18 protein-coding genes are annotated in these 21,249 nt (G+C 37.4%); 4 read left to right on the forward strand and 14 right to left on the reverse strand.

What is annotated here, in order from left to right; genetic code table 11:
- Positions 1 to 5: 5 nt before the first annotated feature.
- From ACJJVX_RS00525 to ACJJVX_RS00575, 11 genes are all read right to left on the reverse strand, one after another.
- Positions 6 to 1,268 (reverse strand): cyclopropane-fatty-acyl-phospholipid synthase family protein, encoded by a 1,263-nt coding sequence (locus ACJJVX_RS00525; protein WP_054203775.1) that lies wholly within the window; start codon positions 1,266 to 1,268, stop codon positions 6 to 8.
- 29 nt (positions 1,269 to 1,297) lie between these two features.
- Positions 1,298 to 2,035 carry a DUF1365 domain-containing protein gene (locus ACJJVX_RS00530; protein WP_054203776.1) on the reverse strand — a complete coding sequence of 246 codons (738 nt, stop codon included), beginning with the start codon at positions 2,033 to 2,035 and terminating at the stop codon, positions 1,298 to 1,300.
- Complete coding sequence (locus ACJJVX_RS00535; RefSeq protein WP_054203777.1) at positions 2,028 to 3,284, reverse strand: NAD(P)/FAD-dependent oxidoreductase; 1,257 nt, start codon at positions 3,282 to 3,284, stop codon at positions 2,028 to 2,030. Before ACJJVX_RS00535 ends, ACJJVX_RS00530 begins: the two co-directional genes overlap by 8 nt.
- Entirely contained in the window at positions 3,281 to 3,991 is a 711-nt protein-coding gene (locus ACJJVX_RS00540) for an SDR family NAD(P)-dependent oxidoreductase (protein WP_054203778.1), read from the reverse strand. The genes ACJJVX_RS00535 and ACJJVX_RS00540 overlap by 4 nt, the downstream gene beginning before the upstream one ends.
- Positions 3,988 to 4,419: a nuclear transport factor 2 family protein gene (locus ACJJVX_RS00545; protein ID WP_054203779.1), complete on the reverse strand. Its 432-nt coding sequence runs from the start codon at positions 4,417 to 4,419 to the stop codon at positions 3,988 to 3,990. The genes ACJJVX_RS00540 and ACJJVX_RS00545 overlap by 4 nt, the downstream gene beginning before the upstream one ends.
- A 17-nt stretch (positions 4,420 to 4,436) precedes the next feature.
- Complete coding sequence (phrB, locus tag ACJJVX_RS00550; RefSeq protein WP_054203780.1) at positions 4,437 to 5,828, reverse strand: deoxyribodipyrimidine photo-lyase; 1,392 nt, start codon at positions 5,826 to 5,828, stop codon at positions 4,437 to 4,439.
- On the reverse strand, positions 5,828 to 6,781 hold the full coding sequence (locus ACJJVX_RS00555) for a DUF523 and DUF1722 domain-containing protein (protein WP_054203781.1): 954 nt from the start codon (positions 6,779 to 6,781) through the stop codon (positions 5,828 to 5,830). Before ACJJVX_RS00555 ends, phrB begins: the two co-directional genes overlap by 1 nt.
- Before the next feature lie 8 nt (positions 6,782 to 6,789).
- Positions 6,790 to 7,449, reverse strand: coding sequence for a ChrR family anti-sigma-E factor (locus tag ACJJVX_RS00560; RefSeq protein WP_054203782.1), 660 nt, complete (start codon positions 7,447 to 7,449; stop codon positions 6,790 to 6,792).
- Positions 7,442 to 8,065: a sigma-70 family RNA polymerase sigma factor gene (locus ACJJVX_RS00565; RefSeq protein WP_054203783.1), complete on the reverse strand. Its 624-nt coding sequence runs from the start codon at positions 8,063 to 8,065 to the stop codon at positions 7,442 to 7,444. Before ACJJVX_RS00565 ends, ACJJVX_RS00560 begins: the two co-directional genes overlap by 8 nt.
- A 66-nt stretch (positions 8,066 to 8,131) precedes the next feature.
- Positions 8,132 to 8,710, reverse strand: a complete 579-nt coding sequence (locus ACJJVX_RS00570) for an LON peptidase substrate-binding domain-containing protein (protein WP_054203784.1) — start codon at positions 8,708 to 8,710, stop codon at positions 8,132 to 8,134.
- Positions 8,711 to 8,916: 206 nt separating this feature from the next.
- Complete coding sequence (locus tag ACJJVX_RS00575; RefSeq protein WP_054203785.1) at positions 8,917 to 9,210, reverse strand: hypothetical protein; 294 nt, start codon at positions 9,208 to 9,210, stop codon at positions 8,917 to 8,919.
- A gap of 257 nt (positions 9,211 to 9,467) precedes the next feature.
- Between ACJJVX_RS00575 and ACJJVX_RS00580 the strand changes: the two genes are divergently transcribed.
- Positions 9,468 to 10,103, forward strand: a complete 636-nt coding sequence (locus ACJJVX_RS00580; protein ID WP_405629544.1) for a hemolysin III family protein — start codon at positions 9,468 to 9,470, stop codon at positions 10,101 to 10,103.
- A 1-nt stretch (position 10,104) separates the two neighbouring features.
- Here the strand turns inward: ACJJVX_RS00580 and ACJJVX_RS00585 are convergent, their stop codons facing one another.
- A complete protein-coding gene (locus ACJJVX_RS00585) occupies positions 10,105 to 10,410 on the reverse strand; it encodes an MGMT family protein (RefSeq protein WP_054203787.1) in 306 nt (101 codons plus the stop codon).
- Between the two features lies 1 nt (position 10,411).
- Positions 10,412 to 11,305: a LysR family transcriptional regulator gene (locus tag ACJJVX_RS00590; protein WP_054203788.1), complete on the reverse strand. Its 894-nt coding sequence runs from the start codon at positions 11,303 to 11,305 to the stop codon at positions 10,412 to 10,414.
- Between the two features lie 123 nt (positions 11,306 to 11,428).
- Between ACJJVX_RS00590 and ACJJVX_RS00595 the strand changes: the two genes are divergently transcribed.
- Together ACJJVX_RS00595 and ACJJVX_RS00600 are read left to right on the forward strand one after the other, a co-directional pair.
- The gene (locus tag ACJJVX_RS00595) at positions 11,429 to 12,514 is read left to right on the forward strand and encodes an efflux RND transporter periplasmic adaptor subunit (protein WP_054203789.1); all 1,086 of its coding nucleotides are present in this window, start codon (positions 11,429 to 11,431) and stop codon (positions 12,512 to 12,514) included.
- A 1-nt stretch (position 12,515) separates the two neighbouring features.
- A complete protein-coding gene (locus ACJJVX_RS00600) occupies positions 12,516 to 15,578 on the forward strand; it encodes an efflux RND transporter permease subunit (protein ID WP_405629548.1) in 3,063 nt (1,020 codons plus the stop codon).
- A 421-nt stretch (positions 15,579 to 15,999) separates the two neighbouring features.
- Here ACJJVX_RS00600 and ACJJVX_RS00605 read toward each other — a convergent pair whose 3' ends face one another.
- Positions 16,000 to 19,926 carry a response regulator gene (locus ACJJVX_RS00605; protein ID WP_405629550.1) on the reverse strand — a complete coding sequence of 1,309 codons (3,927 nt, stop codon included), beginning with the start codon at positions 19,924 to 19,926 and terminating at the stop codon, positions 16,000 to 16,002.
- Positions 19,927 to 20,104: 178 nt separating this feature from the next.
- Between ACJJVX_RS00605 and ACJJVX_RS00610 the strand changes: the two genes are divergently transcribed.
- Positions 20,105 to 21,226, forward strand: coding sequence for a response regulator (locus ACJJVX_RS00610; protein WP_054454664.1), 1,122 nt, complete (start codon positions 20,105 to 20,107; stop codon positions 21,224 to 21,226).
- Positions 21,227 to 21,249: the final 23 nt, after the last annotated feature.

Genomic DNA, 21,249 nt, shown 5'->3' on the forward strand with positions numbered 1-21,249 from the left:
CAAAATTAATAACCGAGCGCAATGTCGTCTCTTGAATGGCTAAAGCGAGGTTTACGTGCCACTAAATGAACAGTGCTGGTTGCTCTGGTGCGAAAAGCCCCTTCACAATAGGCTAAATAGAAAAGCCAAAGACGATAAAAGCGCTGATCAAACTTAGTTTTATCAATTTCAGGCCAACTTGCGACAAAGCGAGAACGCCAATCTGCTAATGTTCTCGCGTAATGGACTCCTATGTCCTTTATGCTATGGACTACCATGTCGGACTGCTGCTTTATTTGTTTATTCATTTCATCAATACACGGTAAGCATCCACCAGGGAATATATACTGCTGTATGAAATCAGAATTTTTTAAATAGTGCTTGTAACGTTGATCGGCAATAGTTATTGCTTGAATTAGCATCGCACCAGACTCTTTCAATAATTCATTGCACTTTTTGAAAAAACTCGGTAAATATTCATGCCCTACAGCCTCGATCATCTCTATGGAAACAAGCTTGTCATATCGCCCTTCAAGTAAGCGATAGTCTTTTTTAAGCAACGTTATTTTATCCTCTAAACCAAGCTCAGCTACTTTTTGTGCTACGTATGAGTATTGTTCATCTGAAATTGTTGTGGTTGTAACATGACAGCCATAATGCGTTACTGCATGTATTGCAAATGCTCCCCAACCGGTTCCAATTTCAACTACTTTTTCGCCTGGCTGTAAATCTATTTGCTGACAAATTAAATCGAGTTTATGTTTTTGTGCATCTTCTAAAGAAGCGCTTTTTGATGGATAAACTGCACTTGAGTACAACATTTCTGTGCTTAAAAACGATGAATAAAGCTCATTACCAAGATCGTAATGAGCAACAATATTCTTTTTTGAACCGTGCTCTGAGTTTTTGTTCTTAAAATGATTTAATCGAAAGTAAATATTACTGAAAAATGCAAATTTCTTCTCAAATGCATCGAGCTCATTTTGATTAATGGCAAATATTTCAATTAATTTGGTTAAATCATCACAATCCCAATGACCAAGGATATATGATTCACCCGCACCTACACTGCCTGATAAAGCGAAGGACTTGTACATAGCATTACTGTGAACTGTAAGCTTTACATTGAGTTCGCTTTTTTTATCACCAAAATGAGTTACATTGTTACCTTCTAACAAAATTACATGCCCGGTTTTTAGACTATTAAAGGCACCGAAGACAAGTTTTTTATATATTTTTATCAGCCAATCACTCGATTGCACAGTCTCTAAACTGGATACTTTTTCCATAACATCACCTAAATTCTTACTAATGCAGATTAGCTGCCTTTACCTGAGTGCCCAATAAATGGCACTCGTTTACAAAATAATTTAAAAGCATGGACGTATATCCCTTTGAAAATACTCCACGTCATTGCTGGAAATTGCTTTAAAAGTGCAGACACACTCTCATTGTTCAATGATTGGCGTTTTAATCTAAGCGTCGCATCAAACAATACAGTGCCATCTTTTTTGTTTTCTATATGAATCATTGCATTATCGTTCTTAAAACGCGTATTCCAATGATAGTTCATATCTAAATCCATGAAAGGTGATACGGAAAAAACCTTCTTAAAGTTCACTTTTTTTTCTATTGGTACTAAATAATAATGCCGCTCATTCCAAGGAGTATTACTTACCTCTGCGACCATATGGGTGAAATCACCGGACTTGCTTTGATAAAAGAAAAAGTTAACCGGACTAAAGTAAAGACCAAAACACCGTAACTGACCAAGCATGTATACGTTTTCAAATATATCTGAAACCCCCAACTCGGCTATTTTTTTAAATGCACGATCGGAGATAGTTTCATGTATATTTTCGTCTTGATTAAGATAATCTGCTTGATTAAACTTAAGCGCTTTAAACCCTTTAGTGCCCAACCCTTTATGTATATTATTGAGTGATTCAGGATCAATAAGGTCCACCCACATCATATAGATGGGGTGTTTAAAATAATGGGATTTAACAGCAAATCGGCGATGTTTTATATCACCAATATACACCGCGCTAGTCAAACTCAACACCAAGCTGACGCGCAACATCTACCGCACTTTTAACGCCGTCTTCATGAAATCCGTTATACCAATAAGCGCCGCAAAAATAGCTATTATTTTCGCCATCAACTAATTTTTTTTGCCGCTGGGCTGCAATTGACGCTTTATTAAATACAGGATGATAATAGGTAAATTCACGAAGTATTTTTTCTTTATCAATACCTTGCTTATGATTAAGTGTCACACAAAACTGTGTGTCACTTTTAATTCCCTGCAAAATATTCATTTGATATGTCACAACAGCAGCTTTATCTACATTATCATTGAGCAGGTAATTCCAGCTTGCCCAAGCCGCTTTACGCTTTGGCAATAGTCGCGTATCTGTATGTAATATAACTGAGTTTTCAGTGTAAGGAATAGCACCTAGCACCTTTTTTTCATCATCTGTAGGCGAATCCAATAATTTAAGAGCTTGATCTGAATGGCATGCAAATACTACTTTATCAAACTCTTCACTGTGACCATCGGCAAAAGAAAGCGTTACACCTAGGCCCCTCCTTACCACTGACTTTATATCGCTATTTAACTTTATATTATCAGCAAAACCTTTTATTAATGGCGCTATGTATTCTCTGGAACCACCCGGTATTACGTACCATTGAGGGCGATTAGTAATATCAAGAAGCCCATGATTAAAAAAGAACTTTACAAAAAATTCAACGCCTACGCCGCTCATTTCTTTTATGCTGGTAGACCAAATCGCTGCGCCCATAGGCAAGATATAATGATAACGAAAAAAATCATTAAATCCGTGCTCATCTAATAAATTGCCCAGAGTTTGACCCTGCGTGTATTTATTGTCATGGTGTAGAACCTTGCATAATTTATTAAAGCGGACGATATCTGCCAGTAGCTTCCAAAAACGAGGACGAAAAATATTTCGTTTTTGAGCAAATAGGCTGGTAAACGTGTGGCCATTGTATTCAAAGCCTGTTTCTTCATTATGAACACTGAAACTCATTTCAGTCGGCTTTCGCTCTATGCCAATACGCTTTAATAGTTTTTCAAAGTAAGGATATGTACGGTCATTAAATACGATGAAACCGGTATCTATGGCGTAATTTTTACCATTAACATCAACATCTACTGTTGCAGTATGCCCACCAATATAATTATTTTTCTCAAAAATGGTGATATCGTACTGTTTATGTAACAAATGAGCACAACTTAAACCGGATACGCCGGAACCTATTATTGCTATTTTTTTCAACGTGATAATCCTTTTGCAAGCTTTAACCACAGAGGGAGTGGCAGCACGCGTAAACACTTTAATATTAAAGTAAATCGATACGGAAAATGAATTTCCTTACGGCGTTTGCTAACGCCTTTAATAATATAATCGGCCGCTTTTTCTGCCGTCACTGCCATAGGCATCGGAAAATCGTTCTTCTGTGTAAGTGGGGTTTTAACGAAGCCTGGATGAACGAGCGATACATCGACATCAGTTAAATCAACAGCAAGGCTTTTTGCTAAATAACTTACTCCCGCTTTTGAAGCTCCATATGCCTCAGAGCGAGGTAGTGGTAGATAAGTAACACTTGAACTAACTATAACTAATTGTCCACCTGACTTTATTTTTGGTAATAAAGCATCAAGGCAATAACCCATTGAGAGTAGATTTGTTGTAACGACACGCGTAAATAAAGCGCTGTCGAAATTTCGAGCATCATTAATATATTCACAATTTCCGGCATTTAATATGACACGGTCAAACTGTTCGTAATGAGCTGTTGCCTGTTTCACTGCATCAACATCGGTAGCATCAAATTTACATGCCTCAATGTTGTTATAACCTGACAATTGAGCTAATTTTTCCTCATTGCGACCACAAGCAATAACGCGATCACCTAGAGCAGCATATTGCTTTGCAAGCTCCTCACCAATACCAGAAGTCGCACCTGTAATGAGTGTAATCATGATTGTGTCGCTCGCTTATTGATAAGTTTAATAACGGGGCCTATTAATGGGATTTGTTGGTACAATAGCTCACCTACATCAAAGTAATCTCGGTGCAATTTTATTTTGTTCCCATCGAAAACCAGATGACTATGACCCTGAACAGCGATTTCTTTGTGCGATGCTAATTTAGGGTGACGATAGTACATAGTCCAATATAAAAAAGCGTCATCATCTACGCTATGAAAGCTTGAAATATCAAACCGACACTCAGTTACATTACTGTATAAATCGGCGAAGTAACTGTGAAGATCATCTAAACCATTAACAGTATGCAATGGGTCTGAAAAACAGATTGATGGATGATAAATATCGTCAAGTAAATGTAGGCTATCTTTACTTAGCTGTTGATAAATATTGACAAAATTCTCAATTTTTTGTTCGCGCATTTTATACCTTAAAACAATTATACCTTGAAAGCGTTTAAAGCCCTTTCACGTGCGGCTTTGTGATCAACAACAGCTGGCCAATATACCTCTTTCTTATTCATCTTCGCTAAATATTCATGCGGAAAATGAATCTGTTTATCCGGCACATTTTCCAGTTCAGGTATATATTTACGAATAAATTCCCCCTTTGGATCAAATCTTTCGCTTTGAGTAATTGGGTTAAAGATCCGAAAGTATGGTTGCGCATCACACCCTGTACTCGCTGCCCATTGCCAACCACCATTATTAGATGCTAGATCGCCATCTATTAGGTGTGTCATGAAAAAGCGCTCACCCTTTCGCCAATCAATTAAAAGGTGTTTAGTTAAAAAGCTCGCAACAACCATTCGCAAACGATTATGCATCCAGCCTGTTTCTAATAACTGGCGCATTGCAGCATCGACAAGCGGATAGCCAGTTCGCCCTTCACACCACGCTGTAAAATCGTTATCGTCTGCTCGCCACTTAACTGCATCGTACTTTTCATTAAAGTTTTTATATTTATTTAAATCTGGAAAAGCAACAATCAAATGGCGATAAAACTCTCGCCATACCAACTCATTAACCCAAGTGAATAAGTTACTTTTTGCACTAGTCAATACATCTACATGTTGTTGTTGAACAAGCGCGACAAGTTGATGAACGCTTACAATACCCAGTGCCAAATATGGACTGATCCCCGATGTTCCTTTTATGCTAGGAAAATCACGAGTGTCTTTGTAACTAACCAATTTTTTATCAATAAAACGCGCAATAACACCACTGAGGGAGGCATCATCAACAGGCCATTTTTCAGAGCTATTGTCACTTTCGAGTGATGCTGGTGGTTGCCAAATTATTTCTGCAAAGCACTGGGGAAATTGACGAAAATGAAAATGTGTATCTTGATGTAGTTTCAGCCATGTATTTTTGAAAGGTGTAAAAACTTTATACATTTCACCTGTTTTAGTTACAACTGTACCAGGTGGGGCAATTACGTCGCCATCGTAAAAAGTGCATTTTATCTGATGCTTGTCTGCCCTTGAAATAAAGTCGGCGTCTCGCTGCTGCTCATTATATTCATATTCTTTATTAGCAAAAACTTGTGTGATGTTATGAGCCGAGCAAAAACCATCTAAAAGTAAAACACATTCGTTGTAAGTTCCTGCATCAATTACATGCAATTTGATGCCATGTTTAGCCAACAAATCACCTAGAAATACAACTCTACGTTTTATCAAATCTATTTGGATAGGTGCAACATTATGCTGGCGCCATTGCGTGGGGGTAATAAAAAAAATGGCATTTTTACAACCACTTTCAATCGCATCGTATAATGCTAGATTATTAAAAAGGCGCAAATCGCGCCTAAACCAAAAAACTGTCTTCATTAGATACCGTATCTCAGCTTTAAATCATGAGGATAAGGATTGAAATAAACTTGCTTATCAAGATACTCATTAGGGTGAACTTTTAAATGGTGCTTTACTAATGTTAAAGGCACATATAAAGGCACGAGTCCTTCTCTGTATTCATCAATCGCATCTCTAAGTTCTTGTTTTTCAACTTTACAAAGTACCTTTTTAAAATAGCCTTGCAAATGCATAAGAGTATTACTGTTATTTTTGCGTGATGCAGGCCTCTTTAATGCAGCCATTAGCCCCGAAATATAGGAATCTGCAAGTGATTCACTATCTGCACCATCAAAAGTACCAAGTAAGTTACCTAAGTCTTTATAAGCTTGGTAATTATGAGCCATTAGTAAGTACTTGTATTGGGAGTGGAACTGAGTTAAACGATGTACACTTACTGGCTGCTCTCGTAAAATTTGCCAATTTTTGTAAGTATAAACTCGCATTACGAAGTTTTCCCGTAAGTGCATATCATTTAACCTGCCATTTTCTTCACAAGGAAGCAGCGGGTTATGCAACATAATCTGTTCAGCAAAAAAGCCGACGCCTTCAGATGTATTGCCGGTACCAGCCTCATTGTAAATTTTAATCCGTTCCATACCGCAGCTCGGACTTTTCGCACAAAAAACAAACCCACTCAATTGACTAGCCTGCTCTGTTGCAATTCTTTTACCATATTCGGTTAACTTAGGCCCAACATCTCCTGTGCCATCTGGGCGACATACTTTTATTGTGTCACCAACTCGAACTTGCCTGATTGTAGGCCTAGGTATGGGAAGCCCTACAGCTACCTCAGGGCAAAAACGAGTATATTCAACGTGTTTAGATAACTCGTCCATACAAAAATTTGATTTTTTATGTCCGCTATCAAAGCGGACTTTTTCACCAGCAAGACAGGCGCTTATTCCTATCTTAATTGTCGATTGCTGCATGTATTTCCTTAATAGATCAAGTTGCCAATTGGATTAAGTAGTTTACTCAAACCTTTATTAAAGTGTAGAGCACTACTGACAACTGTGTAACATAAACAGCCATTTTCTGTTACCGGTGTATGCTGATGCTGACCATCTAGAAGCATAAAATCTCCTGCAACATAATCTCCTGATTCATCACTAAATTCACCGGCAAGCAATAAAGTTAATTCAAAGCCTGTGTGAGTATGCTCTGGTATTTCGCCACCAGCAGCAATATGAAGTAAACTTGATCTAAGGGCGCCATCGTCTAACGCTATACGTGATCTAGAAAGTTTGCCCATTTGCATAAACTTACTATGAGCAATTCGAGACAACGCACGTGGTAGCTCATATGATTGTTCATTTACAGAAACTTCCTGCTTTTTAACTTCATACACTTCATCAATGCCATCATCTAGCATGATAGATTCTAATAGCCCTGCATCTTCTAAATCTATTTGTTCGGAAAAATCTTCTTGGTTGTTAATAAATACTTCGCTCGCATTACTCGCTTCAATAGCTTCAACCTTGTCTCTACAACAAGAGCACATATCAATATGGATAGACACTGCAACACTTAAACTAGCAGGTAATGTTCCATTACAATACTGAGTTAATAAAGCATCAGTTGGATGGTGTTTAATCATTTTTATCTCCCATCTCATTTCGTAACTTTTGTAAAGCTAAACGCAAACGAGATTTAACTGTTCCAACTGGAATGTTCAGTTGCTCTGCAAGTTGCTCTTGTGACATATCCTGAAAATAAACGCCACGTACAACATCTCTTTGGGCTTGTGGCAATTTATCAAGATAACCCTTTATCTGCTTATCTTCGAGGTGATCACTAAACTCATGGGCATCATTTTCATTTTGCTCAACTAAAGGCCAAATATCTTCACTGATATTATCCTCTTTGTTACTTTTCATTTTACGAAGCATATCAAAGGAGGCATTTCGCATAACAGTGTAAATCCACGTTGTCGCAGCGCCCTTATCGTTGTTATATAAGTGAGCTTTTCGCCATACTGAAGTGAGTGTTTCCTGTACAAGCTCCATAGCTTGTGCTTCAGAATTAAACTGTTTTATACCGAAACGTTTAATTTTTGGTGAAAAATACGCGAATAAATAAGAAAATGCTTTTTTGTCTCTTTTAGTAGCAACGGCGAATAGAGCATCAGCAAGTTCTTTGCTTGGTGTATCTGGCATGGCAGTGTAGTTACCTGTTCTAGGTTTACAACGTATTGACGGTTGTTGACTCACCATTTTTATATTCCCCTTAATGTTCTTATTTTTCAATACGCATCTGAAGAACATATGGATCATATATATTTAGGTAAATTCGTTATTAATGACAGTATGTAGGAAAGTGTGGATATTCGCAAAGTCAGATTTATACGCAAGCTGTTGTTTTTTATCTATTGAAATAGGAAGAAGTTCAAGCCATCGTGCAATCACCCAATTAAAGTTATCAAATTGGGTTTCTCGGTACAAATTACGCAGTTGCTTATTATCTGCAAATAAATCTTTTAGTGCGCTCACCAAACATGTATCACTGCGTTCAATTGTGTGGGGCTCTGTGAACCAATTTGGTTCTTTCGTCTTCGATGTTTGACCATAGCGTAGTTTATTTTTATCTTGAACCACATCTGTTATCTCAACAGCATACATCGCCGCCACGTCAATAACTAAAACCCCTCCTTCATCTAAGGTAAAATCGACGATCTCAACTAGGCAACCGCGGGTAGGTGTATTTAGGTAACAATCAATATCATATTGGCATAATACAAAACCACTCCCACTTTTGAGCGACTCTTTGACCATGTCAAGGTAACGCTGTTCAAAAATGCGTAATCGTGTATACCCATGTGGTAATAAAAAAACAGGTAATGGGAAGATTGCACGTTTCATAAGGCCTACTACATCAATTAACTATGCATTACTCTACGTGCCTTGCAGTAAATAAGATCAATTCACCTACTGTTGTTATACCTGTTTAACAGATATTAAACCACTGCCCCACATTACGGATAAGCTCAAACGATGCATATACACCTAATAAACTGAAAACAGGTGCTAACATTAAGGCTAATAATCCTAGTTCACTGCTCATTAGATTACCCTTCATTTGATTGAGATTGAACAGCTACCAACTCAGTTTTTACTATTTTTTCTAGATCTGAACCCTGAGTACGGCTTGTGTTTTGTACAACTTCAGTCATCAATAACTGCGAATTAATTGATAGGCTTTGTTTCAGTGAGTTACTTAATTCTTTATTCATCGTCTTTATATAGCTTGCTATATTTTGTGTTAATACTTGTGTAATCTCAAACTCACCTTCATTTGCACTTGCATGTGTAGAACCGACAATTAAAAGTGCTGCTACTGCTGATTTAATAATGCTTTTCATAATGGTATTCCCTGTTGTGTTATTAAGTTAGTCGCTATTACTTAATCAAAGGTTGTGCCAACTAGAAAATAAAAAATAAACCACTGATTTAAAAAGAAATAAATAAATTAAAATTCATACACCATTCATTGTATGATATTTTTAACCAATCATTTTAGTCAAAAAAACCAAAAAGTAGTGCATTAATTTAGATTGCCAAACTCAGCGTACACTTGTACACTGAAACTCGTTTTTGATTATTATTTTTAGAGCTTTATATGTCGATTGATCATGCTTATTCCCCAAAGGAAGAGCAACTTAATACCGTGTCTCACGGGGCTGGCGTTCTATTTTCAATTTATGTGTTGTGGGAGTTGCTTTCAAAAGCACAAAACTATGCAGAAATAATAAGTGCGGGGATCTACGGCACAAGTTTATTTCTACTTTTTTTATCATCAACTTTATATCACGCAAGTACAAGGAGCGAAGTTCGCGCATTTTATAAAAAATGTGACCACTGCGCTATTTACATTCTCATTGCAGGAACCTATACCCCATTTTTAGTGCTATCACTACAAGGTATATGGTCGGTTGCCACCCTATTATTTATTTGGTCTTTAGCACTTGGCGGAGTCGTTTATAAACTAGTAGTCAAAAACCAAAGTAAAAAAGTTTCACTATCAACATACTTATTAATGGGTTGGTTTGCAGTCGCAATCATCTACCCTATGTACTTAAATGTAGACGTTAATGCATTATGGTGGTTACTTGCAGGTGGCATATTCTATAGCTTAGGAACATTCTTTTACAGCGCAAAACACCGTCAGTTTAGTCATGCTATTTGGCATATTTTTGTGATTGCAGGCTGCGTTTGTCACTATATTTCAATTAGTAGATATTTATTAACGCGCTAATTTAAAGCCAGCGGTAAATTCGCATATTTACACGGTTATTTTTAAACGTCACTCCCTCACAGATGAGCAATTGGTGTTGTGTTATATACTGTGAAGAGCCTTCAGGGAAAGAAATTTTACCCTGACTATTGATAACACGATGCCATGGAATGGTAGAATCTTTTGGCATCAGTTTTAATAAACGCCCTACTAACCGTGCGTTGCTAGGCAACCCAGCCATTGCAGCAACTTGACCATAGCTGGCTACTTTCCCTAATGGAATATTAGCCATCACAGTATAAATCTTTTCTTCTTTGCTTAACTCCATATCATTTCCCTAAATATTCTTTACTTAAGCGTTTAAAATCACGCCATATAGCCCTTGCAACAGGCCCATGATGCGTTGAGTTTTGTCTAAAAACACGAATTTGAGCACTAAAAGTGTGCTCCCTATCGATTATGTTTATTTGCTGTAATGCACCACTATCTAACTCATTTTGACAATGAGCAAGGCTTATTATTGCCCAACCTGCGCCTGATAATAAAAATGACTTTAATGTCGAAACGTCATCTATTTTCATCATCGCAGACCCTTTCGAATAAGATAGACGTTCACTATCAAAACTCATATCACTTTCAAACATGGCTAAACATGGGTACTGCTGTAATTGTTCATAGTCAACTTTATTTGGTAACAACCCATTAGCACTAACAATGCCTATGTCTAACTTCCCAATAGGTAGACTCTCTAAATCTCCTGTTGCATGAAATAAATCAAACCAAGGACCAATCCCCAAATCCACTTGTGCCTTATTTACTTGCTCTAAAGACGCAAACCGCTTACCGCTTGTTACACTAAACTCCGTGCTTGTATACTTTACAAACGCATCACAAATAATATCGTTATAAAACGGTTGATGGCATAGTTGCTCATAGCAAATTTTGTAATTTGCTTCATTCCCTAGTGCCAATTCGTTGGCTAATTGCATTAAATGAGACTCAGCACCTAATAATAGTGCTGCTTCTCGATGAAAAATACGCCCTTTTTCGGTCAATTGGAGACGATAATAGTTACGGTCAAGTAATTCAAAACCCACTTCATTTTCAAGCTTTTTTACTGCAAGTGTCAAAGCGGGTTGGGATTTATGCAGCGCAAGTGCAGCCTGCGATAAACTTTGAGTGCGCACTATCGCATCGAGCATTTTTAATTGGACTAGGTTCATAATAACTTCAACCAAAACATCATTATTTTTATTTATGATCTTTTTAAAATTTAATAATTTTTATTTTATATGTTTGCGGCGTATGCTGCACGTAATATATTGTTTTATGACACGGAGAAGATAATGAAACTGGTGCCTGCCTTTTTACTCTCAGCATTAATGCTCACTTTAATTGCCTGCAAAGAAGATCCAATTCAAGTCGATCAGCAAGCTACAATTCGACCCGTTAAGCTTTTTAAGGTTGGCAGTGACTCTGACGAAACGATTCGAAGTTTTCCTGCTGAAGTTGTGGCTAATCAAGGGTCATATTTAGCATTTAGAGTAAATGGTGAGTTACTTAAGTTTCCAGTTCTGGCTGGGCAGCATGTTGAAAAAGATCAATTACTAGCTAAATTAGACCCTGAAGATTTTCAGTTGCAATACGAAGAACGTAAAGCACGCTACGAATTAGCACACTCTCAACTTGACCGCATAAAAAAATTATTTGATAAATCAATTACCAGTCAATCTGAACTTGATCAGGCACTTGCTAATAAGCAGGTGGCGGAATCTGCATTAAAAATAGCTCAAACAAATTTAGATAATAGTGAATTACGTGCGCCATTTAGCGGCACTGTGGCAAAAGTATTTGTTAAAAACTTTGAAAATATCCAAGCGAAACAAAATATTTTACGCCTTGAGACTCGCGATCTCATGGACGTCGTTATTCAAGTACCTGAAAAACTCATTGCACGTATAGATAAAGACGCAAACTATCAGCCTAGTGTGGTATTTGATGGTTTTCAAAATAAATCATACACACTCACAATCAAAGAATTTGATACGCAGGCAGATCCTATTACACTGTCATATAAAGTGGTTTTTTCTTTACCTGTGCCAAAAGACTTCAATTTACTCGCGGGCATGACTGGTCGTGTTGATATTGATTTAAGTAAGATCACTCACTCTCAATCACAGTATGCATTATTGCCTGTTGAAGCCGTATTTTCAGAACCAACGGAGTCTTCAAACAACAATAGTTACGTATGGGTTTACGACGCTGTTAGCGAAAAAGTAACTAAACAAGCTGTAGAAGTTGGTCAACTCCATAAAAGCGGAATAGAGGTTCTTTCTGGTGTTACAAAAGATCAACAGGTTGTTGCAGCGGGTGTGCATTATTTAAAAGAAGGTATGCAAGTTCGTCCTTGGCAAAAAGAGCGAGGCTTATAATATGAGCATTGCTGAACTTACCATAAAAAGAAAAGTAATTAGCTGGATGTTCGCACTGCTACTTTTAATTGGCGGAGCAGTCTCTTATTTAGGCTTAGGGCAATTAGAAGACCCTGAATTTACACTAAAAAAAGCGATGGTTATTACTCTGTATCCCGGTGCATCACCGCAACAAGTTGAAGAAGAAGTTACATTTCCTATTGAAAACGCCATCCAACAATTACCTTACGTAGATTATGTGACTAGTATTTCCTCCCCTGGTAAATCACAAATTACGGTTGAGATGAAAAGTACTTACCGCAAACAAGACCTGCGACAAATATGGGATGAATTACGCCGTAAGATAAACGATCAAGCCTCCGCTTTACCAAGTGGTGTATACCCAAGTACCGTAATGGATGATTTTGGTGATGTCTATGGCGTTATGTATGCTGTTACAGGCGATGGTTACTCTTATGATGAGCTAAAAAATTATGTTGATTTCTTAAAGCGTGAACTCGTTCTCGTCGATGGTGTAAGTAAAGTTACTGTTGCTGGTGAACAACAAGCGCAAGTAATGGTTGAAATTTCAACTCGAAAACTCGCTCAGTTAGGTATAGCACCAAATAGAATTTATCAATTATTACAATCACAAAATACTGTATCTAATGCAGGAAAAGTCCGCGTTGGTGACGAATCAATTCGCTTGCACCCAACAGGTGAATTTAAAGACGTTAAAGAACTTGAGAGTTTACTTATTTCAAAACCAGGTGCTAGCGAGCTAATTTATTTAGGTGACGTAGCGAAGGTTTATAGAGAGTACGCTGAACTTCCTAACAATATTATGCGCTTTAACCAACAGCAAACGTTACTGGTTGGCGTATCTTTCAGTACTGGTGTTAATGTTGTCGATATTGGTAAGAATATAAAAGCCCATTTAGCATCAATGGAGTATCAACGCCCCCATGGCATGGAAATTAACACCGTATATAACCAGCCCGTGGAAGTCGAAAAGTCAGTTGATGGCTTCATTATCAGCTTATTAGAAGCTATTGGTATTGTTATCGTTGTACTTTTAGTTTTTATGGGAATTAAAAGTGGTGTGTTAATTGGCGCTATTTTATTATTAACGGTTCTGGGTACTTTCATCTTTATGAAACTATTTGCAATCGACTTACAGCGAATTTCTTTAGGTGCACTTATCATTGCGCTTGGCATGCTCGTTGATAATGCAATCGTTGTGACCGAAGGCATTTTGATAAACCTAAAGCGTGGTCAAACAAAAATTAAAGCGGCAGTAAACATTGTAGAGCAAACGAAGTGGCCACTGCTCGGTGCCACGGTTATTGCCATCACTGCATTTGCTCCTATTGGGTTAAGCGCTGATGCCAGTGGGGAGTTTGCTGGAAGCCTTTTTTGGGTGTTGTTAATTTCACTATTACTTAGCTGGATAACCGCCATAACGTTAACCCCTTTTTACGCTGACTTAATGTTTAAGCAGTCTGAAGTTAAAGAAGATAGCCACGATGATGACCCTTATCAAGGAGTGATCTTTAACCTATATAAAAGCTTACTAAGTAACTCGATGCGATTTCGTAAAACAACATTACTCCTTATGGTCGTGCTGTTAATGAGCGCTATATTTGGGTTTAAGTTTATTAAGCAATCATTCTTTCCAGCTTCAAATACGCCTATGTTTTATGTTGATTACTGGCATGCTCAAGGTGCTGACATTCATACTACATTAGATGGTGTAGCAAAACTTGAAGCCTTTTTACAAAAAGATCCCCTCGTTGAAGATGTAACAACGACCATCGGCCAAGGTGCTCCGCGCTTTATGCTTACTTACGCACCTGAAAAGTCATATCCCGCATACGGACAATTGATTATTCGCGTAAAAGATAGAGAAGCCGTTGCTACCATGATCAAAAAAGTACGTGATTATGAATACAATAATGTTCTCGATGCTAAATTAAAAGTAAAGCGCATGGAAATTGGCCCTTCAACAGATGCAAAAATTGAAGCTCGTTTTTCAGGGGCCGATCCTGTCATATTACGCCAATTAGCAAAACAAGCTAAAGACATATTAAGTAGTGACGCAGGTTCATTTAATGTACGTGATGATTGGCGTGAACGCTCTAAATTAATCCGCCCTCAATTAAACGAGCAAAAAGCACGTCGTTTAGGCATCGGAAAAACAGATTTAGATCAATTACTGTTAACCAGCTTATCCGGTAAAAAGGTAGGTGTATACAAAGACGGTACGCAACTATTGCCTATTATTGCCCGCTCACCTGCTGAAGAACGGCTCAATGTTGAAAGCTTACGTGACTTACAAATCTACAGCCCTGTTTTAGGTGTATTTGTTCCGGTTACTCAAGTAGTCGATGATTTTATTGTTGAGTGGGAAGATAGTTTAATAATGCGCCGTGACCGAAAGCGTACAATCACTGTTATGGCCGATCATGACGTTATTGGCGACGAGACCCCCGCTAAACTATTCGCCCGGGTTCGTGCTGATATAGAAGCAATTACATTACCCCATGGTTACGAGTTACAATGGGGTGGAGAGTTTGAGTCATCCAGCAAAGCGCAAAAAGCAATATTTGGCTCGCTGCCACTGGGTTATTTAGCTATGTTTGCAGTGACTGTATTACTATTTAACTCGGTTAAACAGCCTCTCGTTATTTGGGCAACGGTGCCGCTGGCAATTATTGGTGTAAGCGCGGGGCTATTATTAATGAACGCCGCATTTAGTTTTATGGCTTTATTAGGCTTATTAAGCTTAAGCGGGATGTTAATAAAAAATGGCATTGTATTAGTTGATCAAATCAACCTTGAGCTAGCCAGTGGAAAAGACCCATACCAAGCGGTGTTTGACTCTGGGGTAAGCCGTGTCCGCCCTGTTGCAATGGCTGCAATTACAACTATTTTAGGTATGATCCCTTTACTGTTTGACGTATTTTTTCAATCTATGGCCGTCACAATCATGTTCGGATTAGGATTTGCAACTGTACTCACACTCATTGTCGTACCCGTACTTTATACTCTACTGTTTAAAATCGAAGTACCTAAAAACGCATAATAGGCTCTGCCCAAGTAATAAATCCCCTCCTTTATTACTTGGGTTTAAAGTTTTTTGATTACTAAGGCGTGTTGACCTTTCGTGATTGATTTTGCAACAGACTGTTTGGTATTTAGGCAAGGCAGCGCCTATGCAGTGTGGTTGTTCCCCATAAATAGGCGATAACGCAGTATAAATGCCAAACATGCGCTGCCCAAAGGGTTCTTCCTAGGGCGATTAACTCTTTGTTATCTACACGGATGTCGGTAAGGGGCGTGAGCAGGACGCGGAAGCTTTGCTCGGTTTTTACTTATTCTCACATGGATGTGAGCCAGTAGAATCACGCAGGAGCAGTTATCGAGCCCACTCGATTCCAAACCTCGCGTCGCGATTAAATCGCCCCTAGATTGAACAAATCTCAACCCACAAAGGTCAACATGCCCTAGGCCAAGCACTGAGTCAAATACATATCTGCTTTAACATATTCAAAACGACTCACCATTTCTTGTAGTTTATTTATTTGCTGTAGCTCTAGGGTATCACTAACAGATAAGCATTGGACGATTTCACTAGCCTCAGTATCAAAATCTTTAAGCGCTTGCGATAGTTTTTGGATAAGCCCTCCCTGATTATCAACTTCGTTGATTTTTTGCTTACTCGAACTAATTGATTCTATAATTGCTAAACATTGTGGGTTTATTTTCTTCACGTATTCAATAAGACTGTCAATATCATGAGCATCGATCAGGTTAGCTTTTAAGCTTTGTTCTAGGTTCTTCATTTTATCTGCGATCACATAAACAGCTAAGTTCGCAGCGGCACCTTTAATTGCATGCAATAAATTTGACGCTAGCTCATAGTTTTCTATAGTAATTGCCTGTTTAAGGTTTATTAGCTCTTCCACTTGTTGCGATAAAAATTTTGATAGTATGCTGAAATAGGCCAACTCATTACCTGCCGCACGCTCAATTCCTTCATCTAAGTTAACCCCATCTAAATACTTTTCAACTACTTTCGTTTTCGCAATAGATGTCAAGTCAGGCTCAATATAAGTTGGCTCCCTCATCTTTTGTATAGGGGGTTTTGCAACGTGCAGCAAAATTTGTTCAACAAGCATATTTACATCTATTGGTTTTGCTATATGACCATTCATTCCAGCATTTGTGCATCGATTTATATCTTGTTGCATAGCATTTGCTGTCATCGCTAAAATAGGGAGTGCCGTATTTGAAAGTCCCTCTCTGATGATTTTAGTCGCACTGATCCCATCTAATACGGGCATCTGCATATCCATTAAAACAAGGTCATACTTTTCCTTTTCTATTTTCTTTATAGCTTCTTCACCATTATTTGCAATATCAACATGTGCCCCAAAGCTGGTTAAAATCTCATAGGCGATTTCTTGATTTACAGGTTGGTCTTCAGCTAAAAGAAGCTTTATGTTTAAAAGCGCATCATGTGCGTAAGTTTGTTCTTTTAACGGCTGTTCTGATGTATATGTGCCAAAGCATGCAACTAAAGAATCAATTAAATAAGAAGGGTTTATTGGCTTTAATATAATTGCATCTAATAAGCGTTTTTGATCTTCATTTAATTCAAGTTCTCTTCCATACGCTGTTGTTAACATAACCTTTGTATTAGCTAATAAGTCTTCATTCTTAAGTAACTCTATAGCATTCAAACCATCCATTTCTGGCATTTGCCAATCCATGATTAAAAGATCGAAATCATCATTAGCGTGCCTTAACAACTCAATTGCGGCAGTTGCATTATCTCGTCTCGTTATTTGTAATCCGGCATTTACAAGGATACCTTCCAAAACATCTAATGCTTGAGAATTATCATCAACTATCAATACCTGATAATTTGCAAATGATTTGGGTAAAGTACCATTTAATTCACATTCATCTTTTATAGGTAAATTCACATTAAAGTAAAATTCTGATCCCTCACCTAATGTGCTCTCTAAATAAATCTCGCCTCCCATTAGTTTTACTAACTGTTGAGAGATTGTTAATCCTAATCCTGTGCCACCATATTTCCTTGTGATAGATGAGTCAGCTTGGGAAAACGAACTGAACAACCTTTTTTGTTGCTGCCTATCCATACCTATGCCAGTATCTTTGACAGAGAATTTCAATTCAGTATTTTTATCGTCAATTGATTCAGCCACAATCTTAATTGTTACACTTCCTGAATCTGTAAACTTTACCGCATTACCAACTAAGTTGATTAATACTTGGCTTAATCTTAGTGGATCGCCTATAAAACTATTGGGCAAAGAAGGGGGGATATCGAATACCAATTCCAAGTTTTTTTCTTGTGCTTTAATACTGGTAACTGTTGATACTGTTTCTAATAATTTATCCAATCCAAAAGCCGTTTGCTCTATCTCTATTTTTCCCGCTTCTATTTTAGAGTAATCTAGAATGTCATTGATTAATCTTAATAATTGCTTCGCAGCAATGTCTATTTTATTAACATAATTAGCCTGTTTTTCATTTAATTGAGCCCCCATCGCTAAATGTGCCATGCCAATTATCGCATTCATTGGCGTTCGGATTTCATGACTCATATTGGCAAGAAACTCACCTTTTACTTTTGCAGAACGGTCCGCCGTTTCTTTAGCTTCTACAAGATCTCGCTCAAGTTCATTGCGTTTTGTAACGTCTAAAAACATCCCAACAATTCCTGACACAACTCCTTTGTTATCAAAAAATGGAGCTTCATAAATCACTAATTCAACGGGCTGATCATTACCGCTCATTGTCACCATGCTATATTCTACATTAGCTCGATCTTTGATAATTTCATTCGCTTGTTCATTAAATACGGCAGCCGCTTGCTGTTCGAAAATAAAGTCAACCGTAGTGCCAATAACGTCAGCTTCAAATTTATCTATAAAGTTTAAAAAGGCTTTATTAACCCCCATAAAGCACCCTTGCTTATCTCTGTAGTATGTTGGGTTTGGAATCGCATTAATAATATGATGATTAAGCTCTAGCTGTTGTGATAAGGCAACCTCAACTGCATTTTGCTTTTCAATATTGACTCCTAATTTAATTGCAATCGCTAAGTCGTTACATACTTCTTCAAGTGTTTCTATTTGCGCTTTATGGTAAGTAGATGTTGAGGCTATGTAGAGTGCACCTATACATTGTTCACTGACGATTAAAGGCATTAAATGGGCTTCTTGAATTAGGATTTGCTGCCCATTGACAATGATCTTAATTGAATTATTTTCCAAAGCAGTCATCGTCTGAACGTTTTGGTTTTTTAATAACGCCTTTGCTTGTGCACTGCTTTCATCAAAAATAGGGATATGACCTATATATTCATCTAATATTAGGTTATTCCCGTTTACTTTAAATATCGCGCAGCTAGGCGAATTAAAGTTTAGTGAAATAAATTGTAATGACTCTTCGATGATGTCTTTAGGTTTGTGAATTCCACGAATAGCATGATTAAAAGCTTTAATGTGTTTAGATGCACTAATTTTAAAATTTAACTTTTTAAGCGTTAACTCAAATGCACCAATAAGCTCACCCAGCTCCCCTTTAACATCATTTGGTAAAACAATTTGGTGATTATGTAGCTTAATAGATGTAAATACAGCATCGTGGATCCGTTTAATCGGTGAAAAATATCTGCCTTTTAATAACGTATATGAAAAAAGCAGCAGGGCTACTATCCCTCCAAAACACAAAATACCGAGGGCTTTTATTAACTGTAAATGCTCCGCGGCTTTTTTTAAATCTAAGGACTTTCGTGCTTCTATTTCAGCAAGTACACTATTTATTGAAAACATGACTTTACTTTTTTCTTTTATATATACTTCTCCAAACAACAAAAGCCGAGCGTTAGCAACGTTTTCTTGTCCTCCTATTTTAATTAAATCAAACGCTTGCTGCTCAATATCAATCAAAACATTTGAGCTATCCAACGCACTTTTAAAAGCGGCAACTTCATTACGGCGCGCATCATTACTTTGAATTATTTCAAGTAATGATGGCCATGACTTTTGTACAGTACGATGGGGAATTGTACTTTTAGGCGCCAAAGATAAACGTTCCCAATATATGGTCGGGTTTTCAACTGGTGAGGCAAAGCCTGTGCGTATATCAACAACATGATCAAATAACATGCGCCACTTTTCATCCATGGTTATTACGTACATTCTTGCAAACCGTGTTAATGAATCTGAGCTTGTTTTTAATTCAGTCGACATCGCAGTCAATTTTTCTAAAGCAACGAGATTTTTAGTTTGCTTCAAGTTATGCTGAAGAAATAAAACAACAATAAAAACCGACATTAGTAAAAAGGCACAAAACACGATATAGAGGATATTTAATACTTTCTTTGCAGTCATCTCATACGCTCGAATTACTTAATGCTCATATAAAAAATAGTCGTATTAAAAATATAAACAAGCTAAATACACTATAAGCATTTTTTGATGTGTTGCTGATGAAATAATAACTCATATTAAAAAAATAAATATTCTAACTATGGCTATACTTGATGAGATAATGTTAACGGGGTAATAAATGGCTAATATTTTGATTGTAGATGATATTGTGGAAAATTTACATGTTCTCCAATTAATTTTAAAATCTGAAAACCATACTGTTAGAGCTGCCACCAATGCAGCTCTGGCTTTGCAACTCGTTGAAAAAAAACGACCAGATATTATTATTACCGATATAAAAATGCCTGTTATGTCTGGTATAGAGCTATGTCAAACCCTTAAATCCAAAGACGAATCTAAACATATCCCCATTATTTTTGTAAGTGCTCAAACTGACACTGATAACATAGTGCAAGCATTAGAGGCTGGTGGCGTAGATTATTTAACAAAACCATTTCGCCCTGCCGAAATAGTCGCGCGCGTTAGCACTCAGATTAAATTAATTGAAGCTCATAATTTACGTGTAGGCCAAGAGTTATCGCACGCAATTAATCAAATGGTTGTTGGTGTTGCCCATGAAATAAACACACCTTTAGGTACAAGCATTACTGCTGTAACCCATTTAAAGAGCATCATTGAATCGCTTATGTCTAGTTATATGCACAAAACTTTATCCGCAACTCAACTAGAAGCCAAGTTAAAAGATGCAAGTGAAAGCATAACTTTATCTGAGAACAATTTGATGCGTGTAGCTGAGTTCGTTAATTTATTAAAAATGATCTCTAGAGCGAAGGGGCCTAGAAAACTTAAAAATACTAACTTAGAGAGTTTTATTAAAAATATCCTCACTCTATCTCAAGAGCTATACCATGGTCTGACGTTTAATTTACAGTTGAATATCCACCAATCAGATTTTAATCTAGATACTGAGTTATTAGCGCTCGTATTTAATAATTTAATCCAAGACTCTTTTACCCACGCACCACAAGCGGATAAGACACAGATTAATATAATTATTACTGAAAAAAATGATGGATTTGACATTCTCTACTCTGATAATGGTAATGGCTTACAAGGGCTATCGATTGAGCAACTGCTAAAGCCATTCTATACGAGTAAAAGAGGTAATAGTGGGCATGTCGGGCTGAGTGCTCCCATGGTTGCAAGTATTATTTCAGGCCCACTTAATGGTAAATATCAAATAACGAGTTCAAAAAATGGTATTGAATGGGTAATAGAACTCCCCCATCTAAATGCTTAATTAAAAATCACACTAAAAGTAAC

Origin of the sequence: Pseudoalteromonas sp. Ld20 (genome assembly GCF_045064175.1) — a bacterium.
Classification (GTDB): Bacteria; Pseudomonadota; Gammaproteobacteria; order Enterobacterales; family Alteromonadaceae; genus Pseudoalteromonas; species Pseudoalteromonas neustonica.